The following is a 16,682-nucleotide window of genomic DNA, read 5'->3' on the forward strand; positions in this document are numbered from 1 at the left end:
TCTATCAGAAATAGCAGATTGCAAATACCACCGTGCATCTTGTCCTTCACCTCTAAACTCAAGCCGATGGGTTCCATCCGCATATCGTCTAGCTATTGCTATTCTATCCCCACTCTTATCATTCTTTTCAATTATTTTCCTTTTGGTATAATTCCCTTCGTGGTGGATTTTTACTTTTTCCTACCTCGCTTGCTTCGATAGACTGTGCCTTTTCTTCTCGGCGTACCTATTTCTGAGTACAGATAAGAAATAGGGATTTTAGCTTCAAGAAGTACTATGTCTTCCTTGCTTTTCGACATCAATTCACTATTTTTATAATCACATAATTCGCCATCATCTATTGTTCGAGAATCACCTAATAAGGTAATTGACTCAAGAAAGTTTGTTTTACCCGCTTCATTACCCCCAACTAAGGTAGTAACAACCTCATCAATATCTACCCATCCAGAATTCCGAATAGATTTGTAATTCTGAACTCTTATCTCTCTAATCATATCTAATAGGGAGAGAATCATTCTACTTATATTTGTATAGTATACTGACCACTGCAGAGCAAAGTCTGGAAGTAACCACTGAAGAAGCCTGAAAAAGTCCGGGTGCGAGAATCGAACCGTAGCCAGACGGTCGGCCTCACTTCGCTCGGCCGCTGCGACTGGCAGGGTTCGATTTCGCCTTCCGGCTTTTCCGCTCCTCGCGTTACTCGTCGCGAAAAAGTCCGGGTGCGAGAATCGAACCCGCGTCTCAGCCTCCACAAGGCTGAAGGATAACCACTACCCCAACCCGGACGCGCTTGCATCTCAACCTACAGCCGGTTGGACTAAAATACGTTACGACTCTGCGATCGGGTGTGGAACTCCGTACCGTGCGATTTCGCCCCGCGTGAGTGGTCCCTGATACCTCCTCACACTCGAGTCGGCTCGCGACCGAGACGTTTTTCGACCCACAGCTCCAAGAACGGCCAACGCGTGGCCATCACCGACAAGATCTACGTCAAGAACCACCGCCAGCTCAGCTCCCAGCTCGAGACGAACATCCCCAAAGGTGCCTTCAAGGGGGCGACGCTCGACATGCTCTTTCAGGGCGAGGGCCTCGAGAAACTCGACGACGCGACCCGCGATCGCGTCCTCGATTTCACGCAGGACTTCCTCGATTGTGGCTGTGACAACAACCCCTACTGCGGCTGTCCTGAGCGAAAGTTCCTCCAGTACCTCCTCGAGTTGCGCGCTCAGGGGCTGGGACCGGACGCGATCGTCGATGTGATGACCGACGACTACATGGTCTACGCCTACTCCGGCGACGTGCTCTCGTTTCTCGACAACGCCGTCCGGACGCTCGAGGCCGCCGAGGGACTCGCCCGTGTCGACGGCGCGGACGAGGCTCACGACGAGATCCGACGGGCGAAGCAGGATCTGGCGCGATAATCGCAATCCTCAGACTCTTTTCAGGCCTTGGTTTCGACGTCGGCGAACTCGTCGTACTCGTCCCTCGAGACGTCCGTCGCGTCGCCCTCGACTACAGTCGTTCGGGCGCGAGCGCGTCGATCGTCGTCTCGGCCACCTCACTCGAGGCCGGTGCGGGAACGACGACGATCGGCTGGTCGATTCCCGTCTCGGCGACGAGGGTCCGGAGCTGTTCGCGGGCCTCGTCGGGCGTCCCGGCGACCCCGAGGTCGGCGATCATCTCGTCCGTCACCGCGTCCGCGGCGACTCCCTTGTCGCCGCTGCGCCAGGCGTCGGCGATTCGGTCTGCCTCTGTGGGGAAGTTCGTCGCGACCGCCCGGTGGTAGCCCTCGCCGCTCCCGACGTAGTAGGCGACGTGCCGACGCAGGGTGTCGTGAGCCTCGCTCCGGTCGTCGCTGACCGCCGACGGGACGTACGGGGCGATCGTGATCTCGCCGGGCTCCCGGTCGCGCTCCCGGGCGGCGTCCGCGACTTCCTCGAAGGCCTCGTCGAGCCGCGAAAAGGGGATGTTGTGCGGGATCCAGCCGTCGGCGAGTCGGCCGACGACGCGGCGATTCGCCGAACCGAGGCCGGCGTGGTAGATCGGCACCGACGTTTCGATCGACGGGAAGTCCGCCGCCTCGAGCAGTTCGCCTTCGTAGTCGACGGGCTCGCCGTCTCCCGCAGTGAACTCGCGGATCAGTTCGATCGTTTCGTGGGCGCGCCGGACCGGTCGATCGAACGCCATTCCGTGGAGCCTCTCGATCGCCGTGGCCGTGCTCGTCCCGAGACCGAGCGTGAACCGGCCGTCCGAGGCCTCCTCGAGCGAGGCTGCGGTCATCGCGAGGACGGCGGGCGATCGGGAGTAGACGTTCACAATCGCGGTGCCGATTCGAATCTCGTCGGTGCGACAGGCCATCTCGGTTGCCTGCACGACACCGCTCGCGCCCCAGAGTTCGCCCACCCAGGCGGCGTCGTAGCCGCGGTCTTCCGCGCGAACGGCGACGTCAGCGAGGTCGACATCGCCGAACGCCGTTACCATGAGTCCAACGTCCATGCCCGCCCTGTGAACACCCAGCAGCAAAAATCGACGCCCATCGCGATACGGGACCGATCGAACTTCGAGGAGCGGGAGTGAATCGAACGGGACGGACGCCGAAACTGCAATCGAGCGCAAGGTTGACCTGTCCGGCCGGTGATCGATTCCTATGATCGATCGGGAAGGGCGCGTCGTCTTCGGCTCACTCCTGGTGTTCGTCGTCGCCGTTGCGGGCTCGATCGTCGTCGAGCAACAGACCGGCGTCGCGCTCCGCGATCGGCCGCTGCTCGCTTTCCTGGTGTTCGCCGGCATCGCCGTCGCGCTCCCGCAACTGTATCTCGCGATCACGGAAACCGGCCCCCATTCGCGGAGCAGACTCCGCTTCGCCGCCGTCGCGACGGCCGTGTTCGCGGTCGCGTTCGCCGATGACGCGTCGGGGGCGCGCTATCTGCTGATCGCAGCGATCGGCACCGGGTCGATCCTCGGGGTGCTCTGCTACGAGGCCCTCGAGGGGTATCGCGCCGTCAGCGACGAGGTCACGTTCGATCTGCGCGATCGGTGAGTCGCGACCGCTGGAATCAGCAACTGTTAGGGCGTCCGACCGTCTCGGCCCACCCATGACCGATCCCGAGGACCTCGCCGAGCGAGTGCGCGACGGCGAGCTTCGCATTCACGAACTCGAGGACCACGCAGACTACGACACCGCGGCTCACGCGCGTCGATTGCTCGTCGAACGCGAGACGGGAACCGAACTCGAGGCGATCGGGGACTACGCGTTCCCCGCCGAACAGGCCGACCCGAACATCGAGAACATGATCGGCGCGGCGCAGGTGCCGATGGGCGTCGTCGGCCCCGTCCTCGTCAACGGCGAGGCGACCGACTCGGACGGCGGCGCGGCCGACGGCGAGCACTACCTGCCGCTCGCGACGACCGAGGGCGCGCTGCTGGCGTCGGTCAACCGCGGGCTGGGCGTGATCCGCTCCGCCGGCGGGGCCGACGCGCGCGTCACGAAAAACGGCATGACTCGAGCGCCGGTCTTTCGCGTGACCGGCGTCGCCGAGGCAGCCGAAACCGTCGAGTGGGTCGAATCCAATTTCGAGGCCCTGCGGGAAGCCGCCGAATCCACGACGAGCCACGGCGAGTTGCTCGATATCGAGCCCTACGTCGTCGGCGACTCGGTCTTCCTGCGCTTTGCCTACGACACCAAGGACGCGATGGGAATGAACATGGCCACGATCGCCACCGGCGAGGCCTGCGAAGTCGTCGAGAGCGAGACGCCCGCATCGCTCGTCGCGCTCTCGGGGAACCTCTGTTCGGACAAGAAACCCGCCGCCATCAACGCAGTCGAAGGCCGGGGGCGCTCCGTGACCGCCGATGTCGTCGTTCCCGGTGACCTCCTCGAGGAACGGCTCCACACGACCGCCGATGCCATCGTCGAGGCTAACACCCGCAAGAACCTGATCGGCAGCGCCAAAGCTGGCAGCCTGGGGTTCAACGCCCACGCTGCCAACGTGGTCGGCGCGGCCTTCCTCGCGACCGGTCAGGACGAGGCCCAGGTCGTCGAAGCCGCGAACACGATCACGACGATGGACGCCCGCGAGCGCGAGGACGGCACCACCGACCTCTACGCCAGCGTCTCGCTGGCCTCGCTCGAGGTCGGAACCGTCGGCGGCGGGACGAAGCTCCCCACCCAGGCCGAAGCGCTCGAGATTCTGGGCCTCCGGGGCGGCGGCGACCCGGCGGGGTCGAACGCCGACGCGCTCGCCGAGATCATCGCCACCGGCGCACTGGCCGGGGAACTCTCACTGTTGGCCGCGCTCGCCTCGCGGCACCTCGCGAGCGCGCACGAGGATCTGGGTCGATAGCGCTCGAGTGCTGAAACCGAGAAGTCGGAGTAGACTACGCTGGTTCCTGCGTCGCTCCCGTTTCGGCGCCGTCCTCGGCTGTGCCGTGCCGAATCGTTCTGATTGCGATGTAACTCCCGGAGAGGATGAGAAGCACCAGTCCGAGGATGACCTGCAGTCCCGTCGTCCCCAGTAAGACGAGCAGCCAGCCGACGGCGGCGCCCCCGTGTCCGAGCGAGAGATCGTACCGTCCGACGCTCGCGTGGGCGATAGCGAGCACGGCGAACGTCGCTACGAAAATCCACGTCATCACGACCGTCGCGTCGACCCCGACGATCGTTTCGTTGACGACCGTTCCGTAGACGAGCACCCCGACCGCAGCCAGGAGTCCCGTACCGATGATCCTTCCCTGGAAACCGGTCGTTCCTGTCATACCGATTAGCGTCGCCGGACGGGGAAAGCCGTGCCGATACGGTCGCGCGAGTACGACGGACAAAACGGCCGCTACGATTCTACAGCAGGCGATACTGGCCGCGACTCTCGCTGACGACTCCGCGTCGCGCGAGTTTCTCGAGCGCCTCTCGAACGTATTCGGCCGAAACGCCGCGCTCGCCCGCGTACTCGACCACGTCGTCCTCGGTCGGTTGTTCGAGGGCCTCGAGCGCTCCCTTCACGATCTCCTGCTTGCTGCCGCTGCGGGTCGACCCGCGCGGGTCGCGGTCGCCGGCCGCCTCGACCGCCTCGACGTCCAGTCCGGATCCCTCGAGGTACTCCTCGTCGTCGACGACGCCGTCCGCCACGTCGTCCTCGAGGTCGGCGAAGGAGTCGAGTTTCGCGAAGGCGTCGCCCTCCCCTTGCCGGTTCGCGAGCATCGAGGCGCGGACGTCGCGGGCGTGAGCGGCGTCGTCGGTTTCGACGAACTTCTTGCGCTTCTCGTAGCCCCTCCGAGAGCCACAGCGGGGACACTGGGTCGTCTCGGAGCGCCCCTCGATGATCCAGAGGTTCGAACACTCGCTACAGCCGACGACGGCGTACATGTCTCGCAGTGGCCCCTCGCGGTAGTTCAAGGTTCGGGGCGCGCAGTGAAAGTGATCGGGCGCGTTGGCCCGGTGGACGCGACGAGGAGAGAGCGCGGTTCAGTGCGCGGACACGTCGGAGATAATATTCAGGCAGTAGACGCCGGCGAGGATGAGCCCCATTCCGGCGACGGCCGCCCCGTCGAGTTGCTCGCCGAACGCGACGACGCCGATCGCCGCCACGCCGATGATACCGAGCGCGGCCCACGTCGCATAGACCATGCCGACCGGTAGGTCCTCGAGGGTAAGCGAGAGGAGATAGAAGGCGGCACCGTAGCCGACGACGACGCCGAGACTCGGCAACGGCTGCGAGAACCCGTCGGAGAGCTTGAGCGCCGTCGTTCCCAACAGTTCCGACAGGATCGCGCCGGCGAGTATCACGTACGTGTTCATACGGAGGGATAGTTATAGAAAATTAATATTTATTTCGGATCTCGGCGGGAATCGCTGCGACGAAATGGACGACGACTGACGGGGGTTACTACCGCTGGTATCCGCGGAATTATGTGCGCCGTCGTCGTTTCTCCGCTATGGAACGGGTTTCGCTCGCGGACCTCGAGCCGTCGGAAGCCGCCGACGGCGTCCACCTGGCGCTGATGGCGGGAACCGACTCGATGAACGTCCAGCACTTCGAGATCGAACCCGGCGCAGTCGTCGAGGAGCACAGCCATCCCAACGACCAGACCGGCTTCCTGTACGAGGGTGAGCTGACCTTCGTCACCGACGGCGAGGAGGTCGTCTGCGGTCCCGGGGACTCCTACTCGATTCCGGGCGACCAGCCCCACGCGGCCGAGAATCGCGGCGACGAGACGGTTCGCGGCGTCGATATTTTCAGTCCGCCGCGGGAGAGCCCGAATTGGCAAGCGGAGTGACTTCGCGACGTAGAGAGAGAGAGAATTCGACCGGCTGCCACCGAAGAATACCACGGAGTTATATAGCTCAGTTCGCAAGAAAGGCCGATGGCAACCGAGCAGCAGACGGTCGGAGCGGGGCGAATCGGGGCAGTACTCGATCGATTGGGGCCGACGTGGCTCGCCGGCGCGATCGCGGCGGGACCGGCGACGATGGCCAGTCTGCTCGTTGCTGGTGCGAGCTTCGGCTACGCGCTACTGTGGGTTGTCGTGTTATCTGCCGTTCTGGGAACGGTCGGCCAGTATCTCGCGATGCGGCTGGGGCTGCTCACCGAAGCGGGGATCGTCACAGTCGTCGAGCGCCACCTCGGCTCGTTCTGGGCCTGGGTGCTCGTGGTCGATGTCGTGCTGGCCGCCGGGCTCGCCCAGCTCGTCATCATGAAGACGCTGGCGGGCGTGAGCGCGACGATCGTCGAAAGCGCGGGAGTCGGTACCGCCGCGCTGATCGATCCGCGATTCTGGGGCGTGCTCTGGGCGGTGATCCTCGCACTGGGGCTCGCGGGCGGTGGCTATCGGCTCGCGGAGGTCGGTGCCAAGCTCCTCGTCTCGATCGTCGTCGTCGCGTTCGTCGCGAGCGCGTTCGTCGTCCCGATCGATCCGGTCGCGGCAGCGAGTGGTCTGAAACCCGCGATTCCGGCCGGCGTCGACGGGGCGCTCGTCGCCGCGGGGATCCTCGGCGGTGCGGTCCACATCACGCTGCTGACGATGCAGAGTTACACGATGCGCGCCCGCGGCTGGACCGCCCGCGACGCGGACATCGCGACGTTCGACGTCGTCAGTTCCATGTTCGTCGCCTTCGGGATCTTCAGCCTCGGCGTCTTTCTCGTCGCGGCGAGCGTCCTGCCCTCGGCCGGCGTCGATCCGGCGACGATCGACGGCGTCGGAGCCGCCCAGACGCTCGGTCCGATCGCCGGCGAGTACGCCACGTGGCTGTTCCTCGCCGGCCTCCTCGGTGCGGCGGTCTCGACCCTCGGCGGCAACACGATCGTCCCGCCGTACCTCCTCGCCGACAAACTCGACTGGGAGCAGTCCGTCACCGACGGCCGGTACCGGGCCGCCATCGTCGCCGTCGCGCTCGCTTCGGCCGTCGGCGCGTTCCTCGAGGGAGCGTTCTTCCAGTTACTCGTCCTCACGCTGGCGTTCGGACTCGTCGGGACGCCATTCGCCATCGCGGTGATCCTCTCCTTGCTGAACGATCCCGCGGTCGTCCCCGAAACGAACTCGCTGCCGGCGAATTTCGGCGGCCTCGCGCTGTTCGTCGTCGCAGTCGTCCTCGCCGGCGAATTCGTCCTCGCGGAACTCGAGACGGTCACCGAACCGGCGTCGGCGTTCGTCGTCGCGTTCGCCGCGGCGATGGTACTGGCACTCGTCGGCCTGGCCGGGCGATTCGTCCAGGATCGAATCGCCGCGAACTGAATCGAGAACCGTTGACCGGCAGAATCGATAGACGCGAGCCGTTACAGCAGGAGGGCGAAAACCAGCGCGAAGAAGACGAGCAGTCCGCTGCCGGTGATGGCGAGCGCGATTGTAAGCGGGAGGAGGAAACGACCGGCTTTCTGCACTATCGGTACCGTCGACGTGACCGCGTTCAGGGGACGGTGAATGACCTGTTCCATAGCACCGATGGCCACACGCTGGCCCTTGAATGTCAGTCAGACGCTCGAAAGACACCGGTTTCGACGGTGATCAGTCGAACACGGGCGGCGAGTCAGGCGCTATACTCCTCGAGTGTCTCCCACTCCCGCCGCATCAGTTCGCGGACGCCGCGTTCCAGAATACCCTCGCCGAGCGAGGTCGCCCGATAGTACGAGTAGAGCCCGTTGCTGTCGGATTCCTTGCGTTTTCTATTCTCCACGAGACCGACATCGACGAGCTCATCGAGATGGTAGTGAAGCACGTTCGACTCGATCTCGAGGCGGTCGCGTAACTCGCTGGCGCTCTGAGACCCGACTTCGACGAGCGCGTTCAGGACGCGAAACCGCGTCTCGTTGCCGATCGAACGCTGCATCGCGAGGTACTCCTCGAGCGAGAGAATACTCTGCTCGGGCAGCAGTTCGTCCCCGCGCCGTCGTGTCGCGCGCTCGGATTCGGCCATACTGTTTCATCGCAACCCCATCTGCATAAACGTTCCTTGAGTCAGCAACTGCTGAAATACTGTGTATTTATATGGGGTCCGCGAGCAGACGGCGTATGCGCGACCGCATCGTCGACGAGTTGGGGGAGCTTCCTCGCTCCCGATTCCTGGTGTATCTGATGGGACCGTACGAGGCGTTCGATGTCGAGCGAACGCTCGCGGACGCGGACCCCGAATCGGTCCCTGAATCAATGAATTTCGGGGCGCTCGTCGGGTCCGATCACGATCTCGAGCGTGACGAGGCCGCGCTGGATCTCCTGTTGGACGTCCGCGATCGGCTCCGGACGACCGCCGGCGTCAACGCCTTCCTCGCGATCGACGTCGATATCCCGCTCTCGGAGCTGGATGCCGCCTCCCAGAGTATCGCGTTCGCTCGAGCGAGCAACGCCGTGGTCTACGTCGTCCCCGCCGTCGGCGACAACCTCGGCGTCGGTATCGAAGTGGGGTCGGTGCTCGAGGCGCTGTTCGACGAGGAAACGGCTGCTCATCGCCGCGAACGAGTGGTCTTCGCCCACGAGTCCGGTGTCCGAAGCGCGATGATCGCCGCGGTCCGCGATCGCTGGGACGCCCGGATCTACTCGTACGACGACCGCGAAGAGCTGTGTCGGCAACTCCGACTGTTCGTTCGCGATCTCGTCCGCAAGGAGCGGACCGGCGACCTGTCCCGACTCGAGTGACGTTCCGGAGAGTGTCGTTTCTGACGTATTCGACGGCCAATCACAGCGACTTTTGCATCTCGACGTGGGGGATTCCGGCTTCCTCGAACTCGTCCCCGCGTCGCTCGTAGCCCAGCCCACGATAGAAGTCGGCGGCCCGCGTCTGCGAGTGGAGTTTCAGCACCGCAAAACCCTGCGCGTCGGCCCGCTGCTCGAGCGTTGCCATCAGCGCACCGCCGACGCCCGTCTTCCGTCGTGACTCGAGAACTGCGACGCGTTCGACCTTGCCGATATTCGCCTCGTACTCGCGCAGTCGCGCCGCGCCAATCGGTTCGTCGCCGTCGTAGGCGACGAAGTGTGTCGCGCTCTCGTCGTGCTCGTCGTACTCCAGTTCTTCGTCGACGCCCTGCTCCGCGACGAACACCTCGCGACGGACCGCGAAGGCGTCCTCGCGCTCGTGATCGGTGTCGACGACGCGCACGTCGATATCCTCCATGAGGCGAGCGTAGCCGCTCCGACCGTGAAACTATTACGCTCCGTCGAGCCGGGTTCCTTCGCGATCGGATTTCTCGCCGGGGCCGTCGACACCGGTGAGCGCTACGCGACGAGCCGGCCGGTTCGTTCTCAGTCCTCGTTCGCGCCGGCGGGTGTCCCAGCGGAGCCCACTCGCGGACGGCTATTGCTGCTTCGCCTCTCTGGGGATGGCGATCGCGCTCTCGAGCGATCAGCCGGTGATAACCCGATCAGCCGAAAAACACACCTCCCATTCTGCCGGGCCCCCTGTCGTCGTCTCTGCCGTCCGATTCGTCTTCGTTGGCCGCCGGTTCGCTCGCCTCGAGGAAGCCCGCGAGTTCGTCCGCGTAGATGGCGACGACTGTACGGGTTTCGTCGTCCTGAATCGCAAACGCTCGGACGATGTAGTCGGGAACGTCCGCCGATTGATCGAGCGTTTCGGCGTAGCTGGCGATGTTACGTAGTTCCTCGATCGAGTGGTCGGCAAACCGTTCGACGATGAAGTCCGGAACCGCGTCGTGGGGGGATGGTGACGGTGGCATGCACACCTGATTGAATCCAATATAGAAAAGATTCGCTGATTATTCATTCTATTGGGTTTTTGTATAAACGATAATATACGGGTAAAAATTCAATGTATTCCGCGTCGGGCCCTCGAAGCGGGATTGAGTACCATTCTCATTCGAGAGACGCGGAAACCGCGACGGTTGCGGACTCCGAATCGACCGTCCATCCGTCGTCGACCGGCGGATGATCTCACGTGAATAAAACAGTGCTGGCCATATCTGCGACCGGAGAACCGCGAAAGTGCGAGAACTGCCCTCCAAAGCGTTCTTGAGAGCGTCAGAACGCTGCGCGTTCTGCGTGCCCGGAAAACGCTCTACGAGAGCTGCTCGATAGTGTCGACGATCTCGTCGGTGTACTCGCTGGTGGCGAGCTTCTCGGCGCCCTCGAGCTGACGCTCGAGGTCGTAGGTGACCTTGCCCGAGGAGATGGTCTCCTCGACGGCGTCGCGGATCAGGTCCGACGCGTCGTCCCAACCGAGGTAGTCGAACATGAGACGGCCGGAGAGGATCATCGCGGTCGGGTTCGCCATGTCCTGGCCGGCGCGCTTGGGCGCGGAGCCGTGGACCGGTTCCGCGAGCATGCGACCCGTGCCGAAGTTTCCGCCGGGCGCGATGCCGAGACCGCCGATCTGGGCGCCGGCGGCGTCGGAGAGGTAGTCACCGTTGAGGTTGGGCATCGCGAGGATGTCGAACTCGTCGGTGCGCAGTTGCATCCACTGGAGCATCGCGTCGGCGAGGCGCTCCTCGACCATGACGGCGTCCTCCGGGATGTCGACCTCGTCCTGGGTCTCCCACAGCGAGTCGGGCGCGGCGAAGACCTCCTCGTCGGGGTACTCCTCTTCTGCGACTTCCATCCCCCAGTCACCGAACTGTCCCTCGGTGAACTTCATGATGTTGCCCTTGTGGACGAGCGTGACCTTGTCGCGGTCGTTCTCGATGGCGTAGTCGATGGCCTCGCGGACGAGGCGTTTGCTCCCCTTCTCGGAGATCGGCTTCAGACCGAGGCCGATGTCTCCCTCGTGCATGATGCCGTCGAAGTCCATCTCGTCTTCGACGAAATCCCGGACCTGTTCGGACTCGTCGGTGCCGGCCTCCCACTCGATGCCGGCGTAGACGTCTTCGGTGTTCTCCCGGAACGTCACCATGTCCATCTCCTCGGGTGCCTTCATCGGTGACGGCACGCCGTCGAGGTAGTAGGTCGGCCGGACGTTGGCGTACAGGTCCAGCGTCTGTCGAAGGGCGACGTTGAGCGATCGGAAGCCGGAACCGACGGGCGTCGTCAGCGGTCCCTTGATCGCGACGCGGTGTTCCCTGATCGCCTCGACGGTCTCGTCGGGCAGGTTCTCGCTGTACTTTTCCTGGGCGCTCTCGCCGGCGTAGACGCGCATCCAGTTGATGCTCCGACCGGTCGCTTCCGCGGCGGCTTCAAGGACCTTCTGTGCGGCGGGTCCGACGTCTTTCCCGATACCGTCGCCGTGGATAATCGGGATAATCGGATTGTCGGGCACCTCGATTTCGCCCTCGGTACCCTCCTTCAGCGTAATCTGCTCCCCCTCGTCGGGGACCTCGATCTTGTCGTAGCTCATTTCGTCTACACGGTTCTCCGACGGGGGTAAAAGGTCTACCATTTCCATCGCGGGCCGGCAAAAATTGAACGATACCCGGTCGTTCTTCCCGCTCCGATACTGGTAATAGAGCGGCGGGAAACGCCTACAGCTGTTAAAACACGGCGTCGCGTACTATCCAAAAACCGATCAAATGAAGTGGGAGTTCGGCGTAAAATCAACACTTTCCAGTGCGTGCGTCCGTCGCGGGACGATCCTCGGACACTGCCAGTGACTGCCGCCTCGAGACCGGTGGATCCACCTGCCGGGGAACTCGTTCGTGCCGTCGGTCTCGCGGCGGCGATCACGGACTCCGAACTGGTCGCGGCGTGCCAGTAGCGACCCGCTCGGTTCGTGGCGTCTCTCACGCCAGGGAGACTCGAGACCCGCGCGGCCATAACCCGTGGCGACCGTTTCACGGTCCCCACTGGCGATACGCGTGATTTCTTTCGCAAACGGTTGGAGCAGGGAGTTGTTCGTTCGCAGTCCGATTCCGGCCGCCGCTCCTCGCGCCGCGTTTCGACGATCGTCGTGAGGTGGATTTATTATTGACGTACTCGTGGGTCGACGTATGCTCCGACCGCCACAGTACGCTGCGCGCCAGTGCCCCAGTTGCACCGCGACGCTATCGAACGTCCAAGGTGTCGTCACCTGTTCGCAGTGTCAGTGGGTGGATGTCGATCACGGGCGACACCACTCGCGCGGGCGGACGACTCGGTGAACAGTGAACGACGTCGGGCAGCGAAGAGACGGAACCTCTTTTTGTCGACCGGTACAACCCCGATGCATGGCCGAATCCGAGGTGGACCTCGAGTCCGAGCAGTACGAGAAACATCGCGAGGCTGGCGAGATACTCGCGCAGGTGCGCGAGGAGGCTGCCGACCGCGTCGAGGTCGGCGCGAGCCACCTTGCGGTCGCCGAGTGGGCCGAAGATCGAATTCGTGAACTCGGCGGGAAACCCGCGTTCCCCGTCAACATCTCCGTCGACGAGGAGGCGGCTCACGCGACGCCGTCGATCGGCGACGAGACGACCTTCGGCGAGGAGATGATCAACCTCGATATCGGCGTCCATATCGACGGCTGGTTGGCCGACACTGCGATCACCGTCGACCTCTCGGGCAATCCCGAACTGGCCGAGGCCTCCGAGCAGGCCCTCGAGGCGGCCCTCGACATCGTCGAGCCCGGCGTCGAAACCGGCGATATCGGGGCGGAGATCGAAGCCGTGATCGACGGCTACGGCTACAACCCCGTCGTCAACCTGACCGGTCACGGACTCGGCCACTGGGAACAACACACCAGCCCGAACATCCCCAACCGCGCCGTCTCGCAGGGAACGACGCTCGAGGTCGGTGACGTCGTCGCGATCGAGCCCTTCGCGACCGACGGCGGCGGCAAGGTTAGCGAAGGCGGGAGCGAGGAAATCTTCTCGCTCGAGCGCGAGGGGACCGTCCGGAACCGGCAGGCACGCGATGCGCTCGAACAGATCACCGAGGAGTTCCGGACGTTGCCGTTCGCGACGCGCTGGCTCGAAACGGATCGCGCGGAGATGGCGCTGCGCCGACTCAAACGCAACGACATCGTTCACAGCTATCCCGTTCTCAAGGAAGACGACGGGTTCCTCGTCAGCCAGAAAGAGCACACGATCATCGTCACCGAAGACGGCTGCGAAGTCACGACGGCGGAGTAATCCCGTTTTACCACGGTATCGGAAATCCCGACCGGTGGTCTGAAAACCGAGCGAAAACGCCGCGTCGGCTGAATAGAGAACGCAGGAGGACGGGTCGCACGGACGGATCGTCTGCTCGGCGATACGGCGGTTGTCGTTGGGTACAGTACGCCGTCTCAGGCGTTGTTCATCCGTTGACTCGAGCGATTCCCGCACCGCTGGCACTCGCGGACGCGGTAGGGCTCGCGGGAGAACTGGGCGTTCTCTTTCTTGAGGCTCTCGGTCCTGATCTGGACGGACACTTCGTGGAGCGTTTCTAGCTCACAGGCGTCGCAGCGCTCGGTCATCCCGTTGAAGGAGTCGTCAGTCGTTGCCATTACCGAATTACTTGTTGTAGCCTCGTCTTAAACCCATCCTTCATTTTGAAATCTGAGTCGTAAAAACCGCAAGACGGCATTAACTTCTCAGAAATAACGGCTCAGAAGATCCGATATCGTTTAGAATCGTTTCTCTACTCGTTATAGCGGTATTATGCCCTATTGTAACATACAGCAACGGGGGTATATCCCGACGTGATCGACGCGAGAACGTGCGGACTGAAACGCTTTAGGCGCGCCTCGAGTGGTATCGAATATGGAACAGGTGTTCGCACCGTGGCGGATCGAGTGGATCAGACGCGAGGACAAAAACCCCGATATCGAGGACTGTGTGTTCTGCGAACTGCCGGAACAGGGGACCGATCGGGAGAACCTGCTCGTCGCGCGAAACGAGCACGCGTTCGTCATGCTGAACAACTATCCGTACAATCCGGGGCACCTGATGGTCATCCCACACGTCCACACCGGCAACTACACCGCTCTCGACGACGACGTCCTGCTCGATCACGCACGCCTGAAACAGCGAACGTTCGACGCACTCGAGGCCGCACTCGAGCCGGACGGGTTCAATGCCGGCTTGAACCTCGGCGACGGAGCCGGCGGCTCGATCGACGATCACCTGCACACCCACGTCGTGCCGCGGTGGCAGGGCGACACCAACTTCATGCCGGTACTGAGCGATACCACGGTGATCGTCGAAGCGCTCGAGGCCACCTACGAGCACGTCCACGACGCGTTCACCGCCCAGGACGGGGCGACCGTTCCCGGCGAGGACAGCGCCGTTGTCTTCGAGTAACGGTTGCCGCCGTTACTCCCGTTTCGTCGCCTGATCCCGACCGCCGGTGCGACTGCCGGCCCAATCCTTGTGCGCGTTCCCGTCGAACGCCGGACGCGTGTCCGAACTGACTCGGCTCGAGGAACTGATCGCGGCGTATCTCTCCCTGCTCGACAACGTCGCGACCTTTCTGGTGACGGTCGCGCTGGTGTACGCGATCGGTCGGTTCGCCGTTCAGCCGCTCGTGAGTACTGCGTTGCGGTATCGAGGCACCGAACGGACGCTTCAGCAGGGCCTCGAGCGAGTCGTGGCCATCAGCGTGATCGCGGCCGCCGTCGTAATCGGACTCTCGATCGCCGGCCTCAGTTTCGTTCTCGACCGGGCGGCGATCCTGGTCGCCGCGCTGACGGTCGCGCTCGGGTTCGCCGCCCAGAACGCGGTGGGAAACTTCGTCAGCGGCGTGTTCATCGTCACCGATCCGTCGTTCAACATCGGCGACTGGATCCGCTGGGACGATCAGGAGGGAATCATCGAAGACATCAGTTTCCGGTCGACGCGCGTCCGCACGTTCGACAACGAGACCGTCACGGTACCGAACTCGGAGTTGACGGCGGGCACGGTCACCAACGCCGTCCTGAACGATCGACTCCGATTGCAGGTCCCGGTCGCGGTCAGCTACGCCGACGATCTCGATACCGTCTCCCGCGTTTTGACCGATGTCGCGGTCGACCACCCTGAAATCCTCGCGAACCCCGAGCCGACCGCTCGGATCGCGGCCCTCGATGACGCGGTACAGGTCGTCGCGCTGTTCTGGATCGCCGACCCGGACCGCAGCACGTACGGCCGCATCCGCTCGGAGTACGCCCGCGAAATCGTCGCGCGCCTCGAGCGGGAGGGGATCGATCTCGGGGCGGCGACGCCGCGGGCGCTCGAGGAGTCGATCAGCGCCGGCCGAGCACCGGGAGCTCGAGCGGGTACCGACGATATCGGCGACGGGAGCGGGAAGTGATCCCTCGAGGGGAAGCGGCCGAACGGCTGCGGTGTCGCCTCGCTCGACGATCGGTCGCCCGGGGACGAGTGCCCCGGGTTCGATCCGCACGGACTCGAGGAGTAACGGACGGAGCGGGCTCGGACTCGGAACCGGACTCGGTCGGTCTGCCGTCACTGCGTTCGGGCGCACACGATGGCTGTTCGCGGGTACGCCGAAACCGACTGACGGGAGTCCGTCTCAGGCGTGAGTCGTTTCGAGGTAGTCGAGAATCCGCTCCGATTCGGCCATCGTCACGCCGTACTCTTCGTCGACGACGACGGGGACCTGTCGCTGGCCCGAGACGCGCTTGACCTCGTCGCGCTTCGAGTGCAGCCCCTCGACCCAGACGCTGTCGTAGTCGATCTCGAGTTCGTCGAGGCGGTCGGCGACCAGTTCGCAGTACGGGCAGCCTTCCAACTGGTAGAGCGTGAGCATGGGTACGGATTGTACGCGATCACTGATAAGGGTACGCCGAACTGCGGCAACTCGTCCCCGCTCGGATCGATCTCGGAGCGGAGTTTTTTCTCCCCGCGCGTGAGTACTCGGGTATGCCACCGACCGAGGGCGAGACCGCTCCGGACTTCGAGGCGCTTCTCTGCGACGGCGAAACGTTCCGCTCGACGACGCTTGCCGACGCGCTCGGCGCTCGAGGCGGCGTTCTGGTCTCGACCGGCTTCGCGTTCAGCGCTATCGCACAGAACTGGTGGAAACAGTTCGTTCGCGCCGGCTGGGGCGAATTCGACGACGTTTCGGTACTCGGCGTGAGCCGGGACGGCCCCTACGCGCAAAACGAGTTCCTCCGCTGGCTGGACGAGTCGGGATTTCGCTTTTTCGCCGACGTGAACGGTGAGATCGGCGATTCGCTCGATCTGCTTGCCGACCGCGATCACATGGCGAACGTCTCGACCCCGTGGCGCTCCGCGTTCGTCCTCGACCCCGACCGCGAGGTGCGGTACGCCTTCGTCGCGGACGACTGGATCTCGCCGCTCCCCCGCGAGGAGATCGAGGAGGCCGTTGCAGCCCTCTGAACGGGTCGAAAAGAAGCAGCCGTC

The 16,682-nt window shown here is 63.6% G+C and carries 22 protein-coding genes and 1 tRNA gene; 10 read left to right on the plus strand and 13 right to left on the minus strand.

The features are described 5' to 3' along the window. Window positions 1-170 precede the first annotated feature (170 nt). Window positions 171-494, minus strand: coding sequence for an AAA family ATPase (locus tag LDH74_RS19995; protein ID WP_226040408.1), 324 nt, complete (start codon window positions 492-494; stop codon window positions 171-173). 219 nt (window positions 495-713) lie between these two features. Further along, window positions 714-785, minus strand: a tRNA-His gene (locus LDH74_RS20000). Between the two features lie 180 nt (window positions 786-965). Between LDH74_RS20000 and LDH74_RS20005 the strand changes: the two genes are divergently transcribed. Further along, the gene (locus LDH74_RS20005) at window positions 966-1,421 is read left to right on the plus strand and encodes a DUF5814 domain-containing protein (protein WP_180840169.1); all 456 of its coding nucleotides are present in this window, start codon (window positions 966-968) and stop codon (window positions 1,419-1,421) included. A 91-nt stretch (window positions 1,422-1,512) separates the two neighbouring features. Here LDH74_RS20005 and LDH74_RS20010 read toward each other — a convergent pair whose 3' ends face one another. Continuing rightward, window positions 1,513-2,496, minus strand: a complete 984-nt coding sequence (locus LDH74_RS20010) for an LLM class flavin-dependent oxidoreductase (RefSeq protein WP_226040409.1) — start codon at window positions 2,494-2,496, stop codon at window positions 1,513-1,515. A gap of 151 nt (window positions 2,497-2,647) precedes the next feature. Between LDH74_RS20010 and LDH74_RS20015 the strand changes: the two genes are divergently transcribed. Together LDH74_RS20015 and hmgA are read left to right on the plus strand one after the other, a co-directional pair. Further along, window positions 2,648-3,040: a hypothetical protein gene (locus LDH74_RS20015; RefSeq protein ID WP_226040410.1), complete on the plus strand. Its 393-nt coding sequence runs from the start codon at window positions 2,648-2,650 to the stop codon at window positions 3,038-3,040. A 55-nt stretch (window positions 3,041-3,095) separates the two neighbouring features. After that, a complete protein-coding gene (hmgA, locus tag LDH74_RS20020) occupies window positions 3,096-4,343 on the plus strand; it encodes a hydroxymethylglutaryl-CoA reductase (NADPH) (protein WP_226040411.1) in 1,248 nt (415 codons plus the stop codon). A 34-nt stretch (window positions 4,344-4,377) separates the two neighbouring features. Here hmgA and LDH74_RS20025 read toward each other — a convergent pair whose 3' ends face one another. The 3 genes from LDH74_RS20025 to LDH74_RS20035 form a co-directional block, all read right to left on the minus strand. Beyond that, a complete protein-coding gene (locus LDH74_RS20025; protein WP_226040412.1) occupies window positions 4,378-4,755 on the minus strand; it encodes a hypothetical protein in 378 nt (125 codons plus the stop codon). 79 nt (window positions 4,756-4,834) lie between these two features. Then, window positions 4,835-5,359 carry a DUF5817 domain-containing protein gene (locus tag LDH74_RS20030; protein ID WP_226040413.1) on the minus strand — a complete coding sequence of 175 codons (525 nt, stop codon included), beginning with the start codon at window positions 5,357-5,359 and terminating at the stop codon, window positions 4,835-4,837. Between the two features lie 99 nt (window positions 5,360-5,458). After that, complete coding sequence (locus tag LDH74_RS20035) at window positions 5,459-5,791, minus strand: SMR family transporter (RefSeq protein WP_226040414.1); 333 nt, start codon at window positions 5,789-5,791, stop codon at window positions 5,459-5,461. Between the two features lie 137 nt (window positions 5,792-5,928). Between LDH74_RS20035 and LDH74_RS20040 the strand changes: the two genes are divergently transcribed. Beyond that, window positions 5,929-6,270 carry a cupin domain-containing protein gene (locus LDH74_RS20040; RefSeq protein ID WP_226040415.1) on the plus strand — a complete coding sequence of 114 codons (342 nt, stop codon included), beginning with the start codon at window positions 5,929-5,931 and terminating at the stop codon, window positions 6,268-6,270. 87 nt (window positions 6,271-6,357) lie between these two features. Next, a complete protein-coding gene (locus LDH74_RS20045) occupies window positions 6,358-7,725 on the plus strand; it encodes a divalent metal cation transporter (protein WP_226040416.1) in 1,368 nt (455 codons plus the stop codon). A gap of 41 nt (window positions 7,726-7,766) precedes the next feature. Here the strand turns inward: LDH74_RS20045 and LDH74_RS20050 are convergent, their stop codons facing one another. Further along, window positions 7,767-7,925, minus strand: a complete 159-nt coding sequence (locus LDH74_RS20050) for a hypothetical protein (protein WP_226040417.1) — start codon at window positions 7,923-7,925, stop codon at window positions 7,767-7,769. Between the two features lie 92 nt (window positions 7,926-8,017). Continuing rightward, window positions 8,018-8,404 (minus strand): helix-turn-helix domain-containing protein, encoded by a 387-nt coding sequence (locus tag LDH74_RS20055; protein ID WP_226040418.1) that lies wholly within the window; start codon window positions 8,402-8,404, stop codon window positions 8,018-8,020. 95 nt (window positions 8,405-8,499) lie between these two features. Between LDH74_RS20055 and LDH74_RS20060 the strand changes: the two genes are divergently transcribed. Beyond that, window positions 8,500-9,120 (plus strand): hypothetical protein, encoded by a 621-nt coding sequence (locus tag LDH74_RS20060; protein WP_226040419.1) that lies wholly within the window; start codon window positions 8,500-8,502, stop codon window positions 9,118-9,120. Between the two features lie 40 nt (window positions 9,121-9,160). Here the strand turns inward: LDH74_RS20060 and LDH74_RS20065 are convergent, their stop codons facing one another. From LDH74_RS20065 to icd, 3 genes are all read right to left on the minus strand, one after another. Further along, window positions 9,161-9,595, minus strand: a complete 435-nt coding sequence (locus LDH74_RS20065; RefSeq protein WP_226040420.1) for a GNAT family N-acetyltransferase — start codon at window positions 9,593-9,595, stop codon at window positions 9,161-9,163. Between the two features lie 247 nt (window positions 9,596-9,842). Continuing rightward, window positions 9,843-10,154, minus strand: coding sequence for a hypothetical protein (locus LDH74_RS20070; RefSeq protein WP_226040421.1), 312 nt, complete (start codon window positions 10,152-10,154; stop codon window positions 9,843-9,845). A 338-nt stretch (window positions 10,155-10,492) separates the two neighbouring features. Continuing rightward, window positions 10,493-11,764 (minus strand): isocitrate dehydrogenase (NADP(+)), encoded by a 1,272-nt coding sequence (gene icd / locus LDH74_RS20075; protein WP_226040422.1) that lies wholly within the window; start codon window positions 11,762-11,764, stop codon window positions 10,493-10,495. 805 nt (window positions 11,765-12,569) lie between these two features. On the opposite strand from icd, the gene map reads away from it, so the two are divergent. After that, on the plus strand, window positions 12,570-13,469 hold the full coding sequence (gene map, locus LDH74_RS20080; protein ID WP_226040423.1) for a type II methionyl aminopeptidase: 900 nt from the start codon (window positions 12,570-12,572) through the stop codon (window positions 13,467-13,469). 155 nt (window positions 13,470-13,624) lie between these two features. Here the strand turns inward: map and LDH74_RS20085 are convergent, their stop codons facing one another. Further along, window positions 13,625-13,825 (minus strand): hypothetical protein, encoded by a 201-nt coding sequence (locus LDH74_RS20085; protein WP_226040424.1) that lies wholly within the window; start codon window positions 13,823-13,825, stop codon window positions 13,625-13,627. Between the two features lie 256 nt (window positions 13,826-14,081). Between LDH74_RS20085 and LDH74_RS20090 the strand changes: the two genes are divergently transcribed. Together LDH74_RS20090 and LDH74_RS20095 are read left to right on the plus strand one after the other, a co-directional pair. Continuing rightward, complete coding sequence (locus LDH74_RS20090; RefSeq protein WP_226040425.1) at window positions 14,082-14,621, plus strand: HIT domain-containing protein; 540 nt, start codon at window positions 14,082-14,084, stop codon at window positions 14,619-14,621. Window positions 14,622-14,718: 97 nt separating this feature from the next. Then, a complete protein-coding gene (locus tag LDH74_RS20095; protein ID WP_226040426.1) occupies window positions 14,719-15,609 on the plus strand; it encodes a mechanosensitive ion channel domain-containing protein in 891 nt (296 codons plus the stop codon). A gap of 219 nt (window positions 15,610-15,828) precedes the next feature. Here the strand turns inward: LDH74_RS20095 and LDH74_RS20100 are convergent, their stop codons facing one another. Continuing rightward, complete coding sequence (locus tag LDH74_RS20100; RefSeq protein WP_226040427.1) at window positions 15,829-16,065, minus strand: glutathione S-transferase N-terminal domain-containing protein; 237 nt, start codon at window positions 16,063-16,065, stop codon at window positions 15,829-15,831. Window positions 16,066-16,178: 113 nt separating this feature from the next. Here LDH74_RS20100 and LDH74_RS20105 point away from each other — a divergent pair, with 113 nt between their 5' ends. Further along, window positions 16,179-16,658 carry a redoxin domain-containing protein gene (locus tag LDH74_RS20105; RefSeq protein ID WP_226040428.1) on the plus strand — a complete coding sequence of 160 codons (480 nt, stop codon included), beginning with the start codon at window positions 16,179-16,181 and terminating at the stop codon, window positions 16,656-16,658. Window positions 16,659-16,682: the final 24 nt, after the last annotated feature.

Origin of the sequence: Natrinema sp. DC36, from assembly GCF_020405225.1 — an archaeon.
In the GTDB taxonomy this organism is placed as follows: Archaea; Halobacteriota; Halobacteria; order Halobacteriales; family Natrialbaceae; genus Natrinema.

Bases quoted from the DNA above. Each gene is read 5' to 3' on its own strand.
- LDH74_RS19995 (WP_226040408.1), bottom strand. From the start codon at position 494: ATGATTAGAGAGATAAGAGTTCAGAATTACAAATCTATTCGGAATTCT.
- LDH74_RS20010 (WP_226040409.1), bottom strand. From the start codon at position 2,496: ATGGACGTTGGACTCATGGTAACGGCGTTCGGCGATGTCGACCTCGCT.
- LDH74_RS20015 (WP_226040410.1), top strand. From the start codon at position 2,648: ATGATCGATCGGGAAGGGCGCGTCGTCTTCGGCTCACTCCTGGTGTTC.
- hmgA (WP_226040411.1), top strand. From the start codon at position 3,096: ATGACCGATCCCGAGGACCTCGCCGAGCGAGTGCGCGACGGCGAGCTT.
- LDH74_RS20025 (WP_226040412.1), bottom strand. From the start codon at position 4,755: ATGACAGGAACGACCGGTTTCCAGGGAAGGATCATCGGTACGGGACTC.
- LDH74_RS20030 (WP_226040413.1), bottom strand. From the start codon at position 5,359: ATGTACGCCGTCGTCGGCTGTAGCGAGTGTTCGAACCTCTGGATCATC.
- LDH74_RS20035 (WP_226040414.1), bottom strand. From the start codon at position 5,791: ATGAACACGTACGTGATACTCGCCGGCGCGATCCTGTCGGAACTGTTG.
- LDH74_RS20040 (WP_226040415.1), top strand. From the start codon at position 5,929: ATGGAACGGGTTTCGCTCGCGGACCTCGAGCCGTCGGAAGCCGCCGAC.
- LDH74_RS20045 (WP_226040416.1), top strand. From the start codon at position 6,358: ATGGCAACCGAGCAGCAGACGGTCGGAGCGGGGCGAATCGGGGCAGTA.
- LDH74_RS20050 (WP_226040417.1), bottom strand. From the start codon at position 7,925: ATGGAACAGGTCATTCACCGTCCCCTGAACGCGGTCACGTCGACGGTA.
- LDH74_RS20055 (WP_226040418.1), bottom strand. From the start codon at position 8,404: ATGGCCGAATCCGAGCGCGCGACACGACGGCGCGGGGACGAACTGCTG.
- LDH74_RS20060 (WP_226040419.1), top strand. From the start codon at position 8,500: ATGCGCGACCGCATCGTCGACGAGTTGGGGGAGCTTCCTCGCTCCCGA.
- LDH74_RS20065 (WP_226040420.1), bottom strand. From the start codon at position 9,595: ATGGAGGATATCGACGTGCGCGTCGTCGACACCGATCACGAGCGCGAG.
- LDH74_RS20070 (WP_226040421.1), bottom strand. From the start codon at position 10,154: ATGCCACCGTCACCATCCCCCCACGACGCGGTTCCGGACTTCATCGTC.
- icd (WP_226040422.1), bottom strand. From the start codon at position 11,764: ATGAGCTACGACAAGATCGAGGTCCCCGACGAGGGGGAGCAGATTACG.
- map (WP_226040423.1), top strand. From the start codon at position 12,570: ATGGCCGAATCCGAGGTGGACCTCGAGTCCGAGCAGTACGAGAAACAT.
- LDH74_RS20085 (WP_226040424.1), bottom strand. From the start codon at position 13,825: ATGGCAACGACTGACGACTCCTTCAACGGGATGACCGAGCGCTGCGAC.
- LDH74_RS20090 (WP_226040425.1), top strand. From the start codon at position 14,082: ATGGAACAGGTGTTCGCACCGTGGCGGATCGAGTGGATCAGACGCGAG.
- LDH74_RS20100 (WP_226040427.1), bottom strand. From the start codon at position 16,065: ATGCTCACGCTCTACCAGTTGGAAGGCTGCCCGTACTGCGAACTGGTC.
- LDH74_RS20105 (WP_226040428.1), top strand. From the start codon at position 16,179: ATGCCACCGACCGAGGGCGAGACCGCTCCGGACTTCGAGGCGCTTCTC.